Raw genomic sequence first — 14053 nt, 5'->3', positions numbered from 1 at the left:
TCGTCATCCCTTCTTCCAACCAATAAAGCTCATCATGCGGCCGGTTGCTCCCCCCTCCTTGCGGTGGGAAAAAAACATGCCGGTATCGCAGCCGGTGCACAAAGTAGTACATTCGATATTTGTTGGCAAAATTCCTGCTTGCTTCAACAATTGTCGATTCAATTCTCTCAAATCGAGCCATGCATGTCCCGGCCGGGAAGAGCGAAGGACAGGGCGTTCCGCCTCGCCATCCTCTTCGTTCCATACCGCTCGGACCTGCTCCAGTACCCGGTTGTCCACCTCATAGCAGCACGGACCGATCGAAGGTCCGATGGCCGCTCTTATATGTTCGATCGAACAGTGATAACGCTCCTGCATCATATGTACCGTCTCCGGGCCAATCCGGGTTACCGTTCCCTTCCAGCCCGCATGCGCCAACGCCACGACCCGCTTCACCGGATCCAGAAAAATAAGCGGCACGCAATCGGCGTAAAAGGAAGCCAGCATCACTCCTGCCGCATCGGTCACGAGCGCGTCCGCATCCGGAATCGCGCTGGCCCGGTCGAACCAGCCCCGGCCCCGGTCTTCCTCCGTAACGGCGTGCACGCGATTGCCGTGCACCTGCTCTCCGCATACCCAGCGCTCGAACGGAATGCCGGCAGCCTCGGCGACTCGCCGGCGGTTCGCGATGACATCCTCCTCCGCATCGCGCACATGAAGCGCGCAGTTGAGCGAATCGAAGCAGCCCTGGCTCACTCCGCCCTGCCGGGTCGTGAACCCGGCCGCCAGCCCGGGTGTGTCGGCCATCCAGCCAGCGAGTTCGAGCACGCCCGGTTCATCCGGCTTCTCGCCTAGACGTCGTACAAAAGGTTCCATACCGTTCACCTCAAACTCCAGTGTACCACAAACTCCGGCCGGAAGCCTACGATCTCGGAAGCATAACCGTTGTCTCATATTCCTCCGCCTGCTGGGAGGCCTTGGCCTCCTCCATCTTGACGAGCACGACATCGGCGCCGATTTTGACAATGTTCCGCCACGGAATGACCAGCTCGGTGCCGCCCCCGAAAAAGCCGAGGAACTTGCTGTAGCTGGGCACGACGATCGCGTCGATCCGCCCTTGCTTCAAATCCAGCTCGACATCACTAACTTGCCCTAATTTTTTCCCGTCTACAATATTGATAACATCTTTCGTTTGAAAATCGGATATTTTCATCGGGATCCCCACTATGCATTTATTTTGGATCATAATATAGATATATGTCCGAAGCCTCCAAAATGTCCTCTCCCCGGCGCTCCGGCACAAAAAAAGCCGCCGCTTCAAGGCGGACGGCTGTAAAATGGTCGTAACCGGATTATGTTCGCACATGCTTTTGCATTTGATTGATAGCCGATTTCTCCAACCGGGATACCTGCGCTTGAGATATGCCGATTTCATCCGCTACCTCCATCTGGGTTTTCCCTTCAAAAAAACGCATCGATAAAATCATTTTCTCTCTCTCGTTCAATTTCCGCATCCCCTCCCGGAGCACAATCTCCTCGATCCAGGACACGTCCTTATTTTTATCGTCGCTTATCTGATCCATGACGTATATCGGATCGCCGCCGTCATGATAAATCGGTTCAAAGAGCGACACCGGATCCTGTATCGCGTCCAATGCGAAGACGACATCCTCCTTGGGAACGTTCAACGCTTCCGAGATTTCCATAATCGTAGGCTCCCGCGAATTTTGATTGGTCAAGGAATCACGAACCTGCAGCGCCTTGTAGGCAATGTCCCGCAAGCTTCGGGATACGCGGATCGGGTTGTTGTCCCGCAAATATCTCCGGATCTCGCCGATAATCATCGGTACCGCATAGGTGGAAAACTTAACGTTCTGCCCCAGATCGAAGTTATCGATGGCCTTCATCAGGCCAATGCATCCGACTTGGAACAAATCATCGACGAATTCGCCGCGATTGTTGAAGCGTTGAATCACGCTAAGGACAAGACGCAAGTTGCCGTTGACCAGCTTCTCCCGTGCGGAACGTTCATTCCGCTGCTGCAGAGCCACGAACAATTCTCTCATTTCGGCGTTCGTGAGGACGGGCAACTTCGATGTATCGACACCGCAAATTTCGACTTTGTTTCGGGTCATTCGTGACTACCTCCCAGGGTGAAACATTAATGTACATTATCTCCCCGGGGTGCAATTTTATTCCTTCGCCATCTCCCCGCAAGCGAGGGATAAGCGCAAACTCGCTATGGATCAAGCAAAAATTGCGGTCACACCATTTTATTGAATTCCTTGCGCAAACGCTTTATGATTCGCTTCTCCAATCGGGAAATATAGGACTGGGAAATGCCGAGCAAATCGGCCACATCCTTTTGCGTTTTCTCCTCTCCGTCGGACAAGCCGAACCGCAGCTCCATAATGAGCCGCTCCCGCTCGCTCAGCTTGTCGAGCGCCTTGTGAAGAAGCTTCCGGTCGACCTGCTCCTCGATATTTTTGTATATCGTATCGTTCTCGGTGCCAAGCACATCGCTCAGCAGCAGTTCGTTGCCGTCCCAGTCTATGTTCAGCGGCTCATCGAAGGATACTTCCGTTCTCGTCTTGCTGTTGCGGCGCAAATACATCAGAATCTCATTTTCGATGCAGCGCGACGCATACGTGGCCAGCTTGATTTTCTTCTCCGGATCGAATGTGTTGACGGCTTTGATCAGACCGATCGCCCCAATGGAGACGAGATCCTCGATGTGGATGCCTGTATTCTCGAATTTGCGGGCAATGTAGACGACCAGCCGCAAATTGCGTTCGATCAGCATCGCTCTCACGGCGGCTTCCCCGCTGCTCAGCTTCGAGAGCAGGTACTCCTCCTCTTCCCTTGTCAGCGGGGGAGGAAGCGCTTCGCTGCCGCCAATATAATAGATTTCATCGCGCTTCAATCCCAATAAGAACAAGAGTCGGTAATAATATAGCTGCATGATCAATTTCCATTTCAAGCGCATGGCTACTCCTCCTATATACGTTGTAATCACCGAACGCATTTGCTGCATAGCTCTCCTTCTTGCCGGGAATCCGATAGCTGCGCAAGGCGGCGCATGGCCCAACCCTGCGTCAAGATGCCCGGTGGGACGGAATCGGCTCGGACGGCTTCTGCTGCCCGGTATCGATCATATCGGGATGGACAATCGCCTGGAAGGCGCCGTCCCGTGACAGAACGCCCCCGTCGAGCCCGATAATCGCCCGGTCGCAGAGAAGCGTCCCCGTCTCTGTCGTAATCCGGATCTCATCCGGCTTGAAGCCAATCATCCATTGCATTCCTTGATTCACGCCGCGATAGGGCAGCAGCCGGAGCTTCGATACATCGATCGCGCCGCTTAGCGATTCCAGCATATCGAGCGATTGCGAGGCGCCAAGCTGCTGCAGCCAGTCCGCCGGCAGCCAGCCCTCCCATATCCTCGCTTCCGTCACCATTACCGGCGCCCCGCTCAGCGGATCATTCAGATGATTGCCTGTATCGACCAATCCGGTCACCTGGCGGCGAATGTCACCGATGCGAATATCGACAGTTACCAACTGCCGGGCCACTTGCTGCTGCCGCTTGCTCCATTTCCAGACGATGCGGAACAGCCCATACGAGGCGGGGAGCGCCGCAATAACCAGCCCCATGCCGGCCTGCATCCGCTGGCCGTTGGCGGACAGCCACTCCGAGGTCCGGTGGGCGATCGACCACAGCCTGGCATCCTGCAGCATATATTGAATACCAATGGCGCCGCCGGCGAGCACAAAGGCGGAGAAATAAAAAACGGCGACATTTTTAAAAAAATATCCGGGATTGCGAAATCCAAAAGCAATGAGCAGCATAAATATGGATATCAGTATCTTTCCCGCATAGGTATACAGCAGCGGAAAAGCCGGAATAAACAAGACGAGGGCATAGAGCGTTCCAAGTCCCGCTCCGGCCGCTACCTTCCAGCGGGAATGAGAGAGTCCGCGCATCCAGGCGGTCATCGTCAGCATTGTCCAATCCAGTGCTAGATTCAGCCCGAATACGAGATCGGCATAGATGACGGTCACAGCGCTCCCTCCTTTTGTACCGCCAATCTATCGTGAGATAAGGATAAGTATATAGAGGCGGCTATCCGAAGTCTGTCTAAAGGTGGGTGGGGGATTGTTACTTTTTTTGTCGAGGAGAAGCGAACCATGATCATGGACAAGCATGCAAAAAGACGCCTGCCTCGGTAGACAGACGTCTCGCGTCCAGCATCATTCGTTATTATTGTTGCGCGGACGGTTCCGCAGGAATGTCGGGATGTCCAGCTGATCTCCGCCGGATGGCGCATTGCCGAACGGACGAAGCGGCGCTTGAGCGCGGGATTCTGTACTCGCCTCGCTGCCGCTGCTCGCAGGGCGGCGCCCTGGAATCATCGGAGCCGGCTTATGCTCGAATCCTGTCGCAATGACGGTAACCTTTATGTCATCATTCATGTTCTCGTCGATGATCGCGCCGAAGATCATGTTCACTTCCGGATCCGAGGCAGCGGTCACAATCTCGGCCGCTTCATTGACCTCGTAGAGCGACAGATTCGCTCCGCCCGTAATGTTCATGATGACGCCGCGCGCGCCATCGATCGACGTCTCAAGCAGCGGGCTCATAATCGCCTTGCGCGCGGCTTCTGCCGCCCGGTTCTCCCCGTTGGCGATGCCGATTCCCATCAAGGCCGAACCCCGTTCGGTCATAATCGTCTTCACGTCCGCGAAGTCGAGGTTAATCAATCCCGGCACGGCAATCAAGTCGGAAATGCCTTGGACTGCCTGCCGCAGCACGTTGTCTGCCGCCCGGAACGCTTCCAGCATCGGCGTCTTCTTGTCCACAATCTCCAAGAGGCGATCATTCGGGATGACGATGAGCGTATCCACCTTCTCCTTCAAGGCTTCAATGCCCATCTCCGCCTGCGTCAGACGCTTGCGGCCTTCGAACGTAAATGGCCTCGTAACGACTCCTACCGTCAGCGCCCCGCATTCCTTCGCGATCTCGGCGATAACCGGAGCCGCACCGGTTCCGGTGCCTCCACCCATGCCGGCGGTGACAAAGACCATGTCAGCCCCCTTCAGGGTGTTCATAATCAGCTCGCGGGACTCCTCCGCCGCCTTCTTCCCCACCTCGGGATTCGCGCCCGCCCCGAGGCCGCGCGTCAGCTTGTCGCCGATCTGCAGCTTGTGCTCGGATTTCGCAAAGTGAAGCGCCTGCGCATCCGTATTTACCGTAATAAATTCAACGCCCTTGACACCGTTGTCGATCATGCGGTTGACCGCATTGCTCCCCCCGCCGCCGACGCCGATTACCTTAATCTGGGCTAATGCTTCCATTTCGAATTCAAATTCCAACATGAGCTCTCCATCTCCCCTTCATTGTGCATGGATGGCATGAAGTCAAAGACACTTTAAATAAATTCGCTAAACATATTTTTTAACCGTTCGATAAAACCAGGCTTGTTCGATGATTCTGCAGGAGCCGGCTTTCGTGCGGCTGCTTTCTTGGTGCCACCTGCACTGCGTGGTCGGACGGAGCGCATCACATGATGCAATACGCCAACACCGCTTACGAATCCTGGATCGCGCACTCCGATGTAATCAGGAACCGCAATCCGAACCGATGTCTGCAGCTCGGCCTGTGCGGCTTTCAACACACCAGCCATAGAGACGGTGCCTCCCGAAAGAATGTACCCACCAGGAAGCTCTGTGAAACCTAGACGCTTCACTTCATTCTTCACAAGGTGAAAAATCTCTTGAACGCGAGGTTCAATAATATTCGCGAGGAACACTTGATTGAATTCCTTCTCCACGTTGCTGCCGATGCGGACGACTTTGAACACTTGGTCCTCCAGCGCATCGTCCACCCAGGCGCAGCCGAACTTGAGCTTGACCTTCTCCGCCTGATCGGACATCGTCCGCAAGCCGTAGGCGATATCGTTCGTGACGAAGTCGCCCCCGATCGGGAGGGTCGAAGTAGCTGCTAGCGTCCCGTCCTGGAACACGGCAATCGTCGTGGCGCCGGCACCTACATCGACCAATACCGAACCCATCATCTTCTCATCCTTGGACAGCGCCAGATGCCCCCCGGCCAAAGACATCAGAACCAGTTCCTTGACATGCAGCCCCGCTCTCTCGACGCATCGGGTCAAATTATGTATCGCGGTCTTCGCCCCTGTAATAATGGTCGCATCCGCCTCGAGGCGGACTCCGATCATGCCGCGCGGATCATGGATATCCTCCAGTCCGTCGACCACATATTGCTTCGCAACGACGTCGATGATCTCCCGTTCAGGCGGGAGCGCAATGACTTCGGCCGCCTTCAGGACCCGATCGATGTCTTCTTCGCCAATCTCTCTGTCCTCGTTCGAGACCGCGACGACGCCATGACTGGACTGAAGTCCGATATGATTGCCCGATATGCCAACGTACACTTCCGTAATCTCTATACCGACCATGCGTTCCGCATGCTCCACAGCATTACGAATGGATTGCACAGTCTGATCAATATCTACAATCGCACCTTTGCGAATACCTTCTGAATCAGCAGATCCAACGCCGATGATTTGCAGCGTTCCGTTGTTAATTTCTCCAATGATAGCACGCACTTTGGATGTACCGATGTCCAAACTCACAATGATGTCATTGCTGCTCAACCCGTGGCACCTCCTACTTCCCAGTCAATTGGTATGTTTGTATCCCCGGACACTCACTATGTATTCAACAAAGGATTGGTCATTCCCTCTTTTTTCTACACTTTTTTTAAAGACAAAAACCTTCCATTTGTCATGTGCCACTTCCGGTCCGTCTTGTCTTCCACACTCTGAAAAATGCAGATCAAAAAGAAGGGGAGTTCAGGAAATACCATAAACTTTATTCTAGCATTTATTCCGTTTATTGAGTAGAGTTTTTTTCTTCATCCACATTTTGTTGATCTTGTTCACCCTGCATGTTATTCTCATTATTTTCCATTTCTTGCTCATTTGCATCCGTTTGTTCCTCTTCTGCGCCTATCTCGCCCGGTTCCTCCGGCAGGCTGGAATACGGAATATACGAATCGGCCTTGAGCATCGTGATGCGGCCGGGCTCCTGCGTCTCGACCACGCCGCTTAAATACGTGATCTTGTCGGGCAGCGCCGATACCGTCGTGACGACCTCGAATCCGGAGCGCGTATACATCTTGATCCGGTCCGGGTACGAGGGAGACGGATAGAAGCTAATCTCGGAAATGTCGGCCAGCAGCCCCTTCGGAATCTTGGCCAGCTGCTCGCTCAACTTCCCTCTCATCTCGGCGTGTCCGTCCCATTTGGTCAGAACCGGCTTCTCCAGCACGGTCTTCAGCTGCGCGCTCGGCTTCACGACGGTGCCGTTCTCCAGACAGGCCAGAACCTGCCCGTCGGCACTCAATTCGTAGGCGACGGCGGCATACTCATGAACATATACTTCGACCACGCCAGGGAAATGCTTGACCATCTTCACCGATTTGACATAAGGGAATTTTTCTTGAATTCGCGAGCTGACCGTTGCCTCGCTCGTCCCGAAGAACGGTTCGCCAGGCTTCAGCCCGCTGACTTCGCCCAATTCGGCCTTCGTCACGAAATGCTCTCCGATCCAACGCACTTCCGTCACCTTGCTTATCGGTGAACGGAAGAACAGCACGACCAGAAGCACGATGCATAGAATGGACAGCAGCCAAATGAGCTTCGCAGCTGCGCGCTTCTTCTTCGGCGGCTTCCCTGGAAGCGGGGGAATACTACGTAAATGCAACCGCTCACCCCCTCCATTCTTTCTCCTTAAATGTTAGTTCGCCGTAACACCCACAATCCCCTCCTTGTTAGGGGAGGGGATTCGCTGTAGCTTTATCCATTGGCAAGGTCAAGCTTGGGTACCGCGGCGAACCTCTCGATGTTCGCGCCAAGTCGGCTGAATATATGCTCAATCCGGTCATAGCCGCGATCGATATGATGGACATTTTCAATAATCGTTCGGCCCTGCGCGGCCAATCCCGCGATAACGAGAGCGGCTCCCGCGCGGAGGTCGGTCGCTTCCACGGTCGTGCCGTACAGCGTAGTCACGCCGCGTACGAACGCCGTGCTCAGATCGACGCGGATATCGGCGCCCATGCGGGACAATTCATCCACATGCTTGAAGCGGCCCTCGAATATCGTCTCCTTCAGCACGCTGACTCCGTCGGCAAGCGCCATCAACACCATCAGCTGCGATTGCAGATCGGTCGGGAATGCCGGATACGGCGATGTGACGATCCGATCAACGGCCTTCACCCTGCCGAAGCTGGTTACATTGATTATACCATCACTCGTGGCGATCTGAACACCGGCCCGGCGAAGAATATGAATCAATGAGGTCAAATGTCCCGCATGCGCATTGGTCAGCGTCACCGCTCCCCTGGTCGCGGCCGCCGCAATCATCAGCGTGCCGGCCACGATCCGGTCCGGTATGATCGAATAGTGGCACCCGTACAGATTGCTGACGCCTTCAATCACGATCGTTCCGCTGCCCGCTCCGCTTACATTGGCCCCCATCTGATTCAAGAAGTTCTGCAGGTCGGTTATTTCCGGCTCCCGGGCGGCATTCGTGATGACGGTCGTGCCTTCCGCCAGCACGGCGGCCATCATGACGTTCTCGGTCGCCCCCACGCTCGGGAAATCAAGATGGACATCCGTTCCGACGAGCCGCGTTGCGCGGCATGTGACGCGGTGGCCGCACTGCTCCACTTCCGCTCCAAGCGCCTGCAAGCCCCGCAGATGCAAATCGATCTTGCGTTCGCCGATGGCGCAGCCGCCCGGCTGATAAATATGAACTTCCTTAAAACGCGCAAGCAGCGGTCCCATTAAAAAAATGGATGAGCGCATCTGTCGCATCAAATCTTCCGGCACATGGACCGAATGAGTACCGGCTGCATCCATTGTGACCGTATAACCGTCTTGAACGGCCCGACAGCCCAAGCGGCGCAAAATGTGCAGCATTACTTCAATGTCGAGTAATTGCGGAACATTATCGAGCTTGACGACACCGTCGGCCAGGATCGCGGCTGCTAAAATCGGTAAAGCGGCATTTTTGGCTCCATGGATACGAATGGTTCCCGATAGAGGCTTCCCACCCTCAATCACCAATTTGTCCAATGTATCACCTCCGTGATTACCGCTCACCCACCACCAACACTTCCGGCACCAACTCGACACCATATCGGTCTTTTATCGTTTGTTGGATGCGCTCCATCAGGGTGAGCACGTCTGACGCTGTTGCTTGCCCGGTGTTTACAATGAAATTGGCGTGTAACGTGGATACTTCGGCTCCGCCGATTCGGAATCCCTTCAGTCCGGCTTCTTCAACCAGCCGGGCCGAGAAATCTCCCGGCGGGTTGCGGAACACGCTACCCGCGCATGCGGCTTGCAGCGGCTGCGTCCGCAGACGCCGTTCCTTATTGGCTGCGTTCAAGGCTTTAATCTCATGCCGGTCTCCGTGCTCCAGCCGGAACGTCGCCTCCAGTACGATGCCCCTGATCTCGTGCAGCACGGAATGGCGGTACGCGAACTTCATATCTTCCGTTCTGTATCGCACCAATTCCCCTGTCTCCAGTACAATCTCAGCAGATTCAAATATTCGTGACACGTCAGACCCGTGCGCGCCGGCATTCATATAGACGGCTCCGCCGACCGTGCCGGGAATGCCGCCCGCGTATTCCAGTCCCGACAACCCCATATTGCCGGTGAGCACGGACAGCTTGATGAAGGAAAGCCCGGCTCCGGCATGCACCAGATTGTCTTCCTGCCGGACATAATCAAGCGCATGCCCGGTATGAATGACAACGCCTCGCACCCCTTTGTCGGACACGAGCATATTGGAGCCGCGCCCTAAAGCCATCCATGGCAGTTGCATGTCATGAAGCAGCCGGACAGTCTGAACGATCTGCTCTTTGCCGGCAGGCTCGACGAACACATCCGCCGGACCTCCGATTTTCCAGGTCGTATACGGTGCAAGCGGCTCATTTACCTTGTACTTGCCCAAGTTCAAATCCGAATAACGGGAAATAAATTGCTGCAGCATATGATGAACCTCCTTAACCCAACTCATCCTGTCGTCCGCGATAGAACGATGCAACGTCCATGTCCGGCAAGCGGCACTGGCTGTCACGATGTATAGGGTATCTTATGTAGCCGTAACACGTTGTGTGACAGGTGCCCAGACGGAAAGGGCCCGCCGCTTCGCCATGCTGGCCGCCCAGATCTTCGCCGGGCAGCCCCGGCTAACTCCGCTTGCCGCAGCCCTGTAACGTCATGGAAGCACCTGTGCGCAGCGAGAGCGGACGCTCTCGCTGCATCTGGTCGGAGACGCACAAATCGGGCAAGGTTCACTTGCCCGTCAATCGTTCCAATTCAATTGCGACCCGCTCCGCGGCGTCCGGCTGGCCGAACGCTTTGGCCCGGGCCGACATCCGGCTTCGCGCCTCCTCGTCGGTCATCAACCGCTTGATCATATCGAAGAGCGCGGTCGAGCTGAGCTCCCGCTCCAGCATCATGATGGCCGCTCCGGCGCCGGCCAACGATCGCGCGTTAGCCTCCTGGTGGTTATTCGTCACATTGGGCGAAGGAATGAGCACCGACGGGATGCCAAGCGATGTCAGCTCCGCCAGCGAGGAGGCCCCCGCGCGGCTTACCGCAAGCGTCGTCGCGGCCAGCACCTCCGGCATATTGCCGATATAGGGAAGCACATGCAGATGATTGCGCACGGACTCGCTCGATTTGAGGACGGCTGCCCGCGTATGCTCATAATAATGCTGGCCGGTGACATAGACGAAATGAACGTCCGGCAGCTGCTTCAGCAGCGGGACCATCCCAATCATCGCCTGATTCACCGCCTGGGCTCCGCGGCTGCCGCCGACGATCAGCACGATGCGGCTGTCCATCGGCAGGCCGAGCGAGGCGAAGCCCCGCTCCCGGTTCGCTTGGGCGACCGCAGTCGCTCGCGGATTGCCGGTGTAGACGGCCTGCTTCGCCTTCTTGAAATAGGCGGCCGATTGCTCGAAGCTGACCGCCACCAGGCTGACATACCGGCTGAGGAACTTGTTGGTCAGCCCGGGAATGACATTCTGTTCATGGATGACCGTCGGGATGCCCATTTTGGCGGCCGCGTATACGACCGGCCCGCATACATACCCTCCGGTTCCGATGACGACATCCGGCTTGAATTCGGCCAGCATCGCCTTCGCCTTGCTCACGCCCTTCAGGAAGCGCATGACCGTCTTGACGTTGTCAAACGAGAGCTTGCGGCGAAATCCGGTGATGTCGATGGAGGCAAAAGGGAGACCTTCCTCGGGAACAAGCCGGCTCTCCAGTCCTCTATCGGTTCCAATATATAAAAAAGTGCAGTCAGGATAGCGTTTCTCGCATTCCCTCGCGATGGCGACAGCCGGATAAATATGACCTCCCGTGCCGCCGCCGCTCAGCACGACGCGCATCTCGTTCACCTCGCATAACGTGATATGTTCAACAAGATGCCCAGTGAAGTCAGCATCAATGTCAAGGAAGAGCCGCCATAGCTGATTAATGGCAGCGTAATGCCTGTCACCGGCATCAAGCCGATGACGACGCCAATATTGATAAGAACCTGCACGGCCACGATGCCGACGATCCCGACGGCCAACAGACTGCCGAACGTGTCCGGGGCCGTCATCGCCGCCCGCATGCCGCGCCATACTAGAATTAAGAATAGCATTAATACGGTAACGCCGCCAATGAACCCAAGCTCTTCCGCCAAAATGGAGAAGATAAAATCGGTCTGCGGCTCGGGCACATAATTGTATTTCTGGCGGCTTGCCCCCAATCCGAGGCCGACCAATCCGCCCGGGCCAATCGCATACAGCGACTGGATCGACTGATACCCCGCGCCGAGCGGGTCCTGCCACGGATCGAGAAACGCGGTGATGCGCTGCAAACGGTAAGGCGCCGCGAGAATCAGGCCGACGAACCCGGCCGCCCCGACGAGGGCCAGCGAGGCCAGATGCTTGATCTGGGCCCCTCCCGTAAAAATGAGCAGCAGCGAAGCGCCCATCATGACCGTGCCTGTCCCAAGATCGGGCTGAAGCATAATGAGCCCGAACGCCGCCCCCATGACCCCAAGCGGCGGCAGCAGACCGGTCATGAACCTTTCGATCCTTGTCTGCTCGTCGGACAGCATTTTAGCCAGAAAGATAACCATGCCGAGCTTCATGAATTCCGAAGGCTGGATGCCGAACGATCCGATGCCAAGCCAGCTTCGGGCGCCGCCCCGGACGTCCCCGATGCCCGGAATAAGAACGATGATGAGCAGCCCGAAGCAGATCAGCAAGCCGACCTTCGCATAACGGGCCCATATCCGGTAATCGGTGTTCATCGTGACGAACATGGCAGCCAGCCCAAGTACGGCGAACAGCAGCTGCCGCTTGACGAAATAGAACGAGTCGCCGTAATCGTGAAAGGCGATGACGGCGCCGGCACTGTATACCATGACAATTCCTATCGCCAGCAAAGAGAGAATGGATCCGATAAGCCACAAATCGGGAGCGGTCCGTGCTTTGACCATTGCGGTACACCTCATTGGACAATGTAGGGGCTTGAACACCCCCCTACTTAAAGACTATGCACCGCCGCCTTAAACATTCGTCCGCGCTCTTCATAGGAAGGGAACATATCCCAGCTCGCGCAAGCCGGCGACAGCAGCACGACATCGCCAGGCTTGGCATATCCGGCCGCCAGACGAACCGCTTCCGATACGGCTTCCGATGCATTATCTACATTGTCGACGACCGCTACGTTCGTTAAACCCGCCTTCGCGGCGATGGCGGCCAAAATCTCTCTCGTCTGGCCCATCGTGACGACGGCGGCGGCCCGCTCCTTCAGCACCGGAACGAGCTCCAGGAAATCGAGCCCGCGGTCCAGGCCGCCGGCGATCAGGACGACCGGCGCTTCGAACGCCTCCAGCGCCATCAGCGTCGCCTTCGTATTCGTTGCCTTGGAGTTGTTATAGTACGATGCGCCGTTCACCTCGCCCACGTATTCGAGCCGGTGCTCCACGCCCCGGAACGAACGGAGCGGCTCCGCCAGCGCCGCAGGATCGGCGCCCGCCGCAATCGAGATCGCAACGGCCGCCAAGGCGTTGTCCACATTGTAACGCCCGGGCAGGCCGATCTCCCGCACGCCGATGATCGGATGCAATTGCCCGGCTTCATCCGCGTACACCAGTTGACGATCTTCCTCCTCCCCTTCCCCGGACCCTGCCGGATAGGGAGGCTCTACATATACGCCGCATTCGACGCGCTGCGTGGACGACACCCACCAGATTCGGGCCCCGATCTCCGGAGCGAGCGTCCGGCAGGCCGCATCGTCCGCATTGAGCACGGCGACATCCCCGTTCGCCATATTGCGGAACAAGCGGGCCTTGGACTGGACATAATCCTCCATCGTCCCATGATAATCCAAATGGGTCTCCGACATGTTCAGCAAGCTGGCGACACGCGGACGAAAGGCGGATGTCCCCTTGAGCTGGAAGCTGCTCAGCTCGGCGACCAGCACGTTGTCCGCGCTCGCTTCTTCGGCCGCCTGGCAGAGCGGCGTGCCGATATTGCCGGCGACGATCGGACGAAGCCCGGCCGCTTCGAGCATATTGCCGACCCAGGTCGTCGTCGTCGTCTTGCCGTTGCTGCCCGTGATGCCGATAATCGGCGCCGGACTGAGATGATAAGCGACCTCCACCTCGGTCACGACCTCGATGCCGAGCGCGATCGCCTGGCGGACGGGCGGCGCCGTATACGGAATGCCCGGATTTTTGACGACGAGCCGGACGCTGGCATCGAGCAGATCATCCGGGTGATGGCCGCATACAACACAAATGCCCAAAGCTTCCAACTCCGAAGCTTCAGGGCATTTGTGGCGCTCTTTCTTATCATTGACGGTTACGAGGGCACCTCGTTCATGAAACGTCTTAGCCACACTGACGCCGCTCTTGGCCAGGCCGAGAACGACGACGCGCTTTCCTTGGTACGTATCTGGATGTTCCATCTG

13 protein-coding genes are annotated in these 14053 nt (G+C 56.6%); all 13 read right to left on the bottom strand.

What is annotated here, in order from left to right:
* Window positions 1-3: 3 nt before the first annotated feature.
* Window positions 4-855, bottom strand: a complete 852-nt coding sequence (gene pgeF / locus ABD76_RS15885) for a peptidoglycan editing factor PgeF (RefSeq protein ID WP_197258222.1) — start codon at window positions 853-855, stop codon at window positions 4-6.
* Between the two features lie 46 nt (window positions 856-901).
* Window positions 902-1192: a YlmC/YmxH family sporulation protein gene (locus tag ABD76_RS15880; protein ID WP_197258221.1), complete on the bottom strand. Its 291-nt coding sequence runs from the start codon at window positions 1190-1192 to the stop codon at window positions 902-904.
* A gap of 139 nt (window positions 1193-1331) precedes the next feature.
* Entirely contained in the window at window positions 1332-2114 is a 783-nt protein-coding gene (gene sigG / locus ABD76_RS15875; protein ID WP_197258220.1) for an RNA polymerase sporulation sigma factor SigG, read from the bottom strand.
* 128 nt (window positions 2115-2242) lie between these two features.
* Window positions 2243-2965, bottom strand: coding sequence for an RNA polymerase sporulation sigma factor SigE (sigE, locus tag ABD76_RS15870; protein ID WP_006675641.1), 723 nt, complete (start codon window positions 2963-2965; stop codon window positions 2243-2245).
* A gap of 109 nt (window positions 2966-3074) precedes the next feature.
* Entirely contained in the window at window positions 3075-4037 is a 963-nt protein-coding gene (locus ABD76_RS15865) for a sigma-E processing peptidase SpoIIGA (RefSeq protein WP_197258219.1), read from the bottom strand.
* Window positions 4038-4226: 189 nt separating this feature from the next.
* Window positions 4227-5351: a cell division protein FtsZ gene (gene ftsZ / locus ABD76_RS15860; RefSeq protein WP_197258218.1), complete on the bottom strand. Its 1125-nt coding sequence runs from the start codon at window positions 5349-5351 to the stop codon at window positions 4227-4229.
* 53 nt (window positions 5352-5404) lie between these two features.
* Complete coding sequence (gene ftsA / locus ABD76_RS15855; RefSeq protein WP_197258217.1) at window positions 5405-6649, bottom strand: cell division protein FtsA; 1245 nt, start codon at window positions 6647-6649, stop codon at window positions 5405-5407.
* Between the two features lie 238 nt (window positions 6650-6887).
* Entirely contained in the window at window positions 6888-7760 is an 873-nt protein-coding gene (locus ABD76_RS15850; protein WP_197258216.1) for a cell division protein FtsQ/DivIB, read from the bottom strand.
* 92 nt (window positions 7761-7852) lie between these two features.
* Window positions 7853-9136, bottom strand: a complete 1284-nt coding sequence (gene murA, locus ABD76_RS15845; protein WP_197258215.1) for a UDP-N-acetylglucosamine 1-carboxyvinyltransferase — start codon at window positions 9134-9136, stop codon at window positions 7853-7855.
* Between the two features lie 16 nt (window positions 9137-9152).
* Window positions 9153-10061, bottom strand: coding sequence for a UDP-N-acetylmuramate dehydrogenase (gene murB / locus ABD76_RS15840; protein ID WP_197258214.1), 909 nt, complete (start codon window positions 10059-10061; stop codon window positions 9153-9155).
* Window positions 10062-10365: 304 nt separating this feature from the next.
* Window positions 10366-11472, bottom strand: a complete 1107-nt coding sequence (murG, locus tag ABD76_RS15835) for an undecaprenyldiphospho-muramoylpentapeptide beta-N-acetylglucosaminyltransferase (RefSeq protein WP_197258213.1) — start codon at window positions 11470-11472, stop codon at window positions 10366-10368.
* A gap of 5 nt (window positions 11473-11477) precedes the next feature.
* A complete protein-coding gene (gene spoVE / locus ABD76_RS15830; protein ID WP_197258212.1) occupies window positions 11478-12575 on the bottom strand; it encodes a stage V sporulation protein E in 1098 nt (365 codons plus the stop codon).
* Between the two features lie 47 nt (window positions 12576-12622).
* Window positions 12623-14050, bottom strand: coding sequence for a UDP-N-acetylmuramoyl-L-alanine--D-glutamate ligase (gene murD, locus ABD76_RS15825; protein WP_197258211.1), 1428 nt, complete (start codon window positions 14048-14050; stop codon window positions 12623-12625).
* Window positions 14051-14053 lie beyond the last annotated feature (3 nt).

It is taken from the genome of Paenibacillus dendritiformis, assembly GCF_015845845.1.
In the GTDB taxonomy this organism is placed as follows: Bacteria; Bacillota; Bacilli; order Paenibacillales; family Paenibacillaceae; genus Paenibacillus_B; species Paenibacillus_B dendritiformis_C.
Note: the sequence above shows the minus strand (reverse complement) of the source record. Positions and strands in the feature narration are given on the sequence as shown.

Excerpts from the sequence above, each read along its gene's own strand:
- pgeF (WP_197258222.1), bottom strand. The coding sequence starts at position 855 with ATGGAACCTTTTGTACGACGTCTAGGCGAGAAGCCGGATGAACCGGGC.
- ABD76_RS15880 (WP_197258221.1), bottom strand. The coding sequence starts at position 1,192 with ATGAAAATATCCGATTTTCAAACGAAAGATGTTATCAATATTGTAGAC.
- sigG (WP_197258220.1), bottom strand. The coding sequence starts at position 2,114 with ATGACCCGAAACAAAGTCGAAATTTGCGGTGTCGATACATCGAAGTTG.
- sigE (WP_006675641.1), bottom strand. The coding sequence starts at position 2,965 with ATGCGCTTGAAATGGAAATTGATCATGCAGCTATATTATTACCGACTC.
- ftsZ (WP_197258218.1), bottom strand. The coding sequence starts at position 5,351 with ATGTTGGAATTTGAATTCGAAATGGAAGCATTAGCCCAGATTAAGGTA.
- murB (WP_197258214.1), bottom strand. The coding sequence starts at position 10,061 with ATGCTGCAGCAATTTATTTCCCGTTATTCGGATTTGAACTTGGGCAAG.
- murG (WP_197258213.1), bottom strand. The coding sequence starts at position 11,472 with ATGCGCGTCGTGCTGAGCGGCGGCGGCACGGGAGGTCATATTTATCCG.
- spoVE (WP_197258212.1), bottom strand. The coding sequence starts at position 12,575 with ATGGTCAAAGCACGGACCGCTCCCGATTTGTGGCTTATCGGATCCATT.
- murD (WP_197258211.1), bottom strand. The coding sequence starts at position 14,050 with ATGGAACATCCAGATACGTACCAAGGAAAGCGCGTCGTCGTTCTCGGC.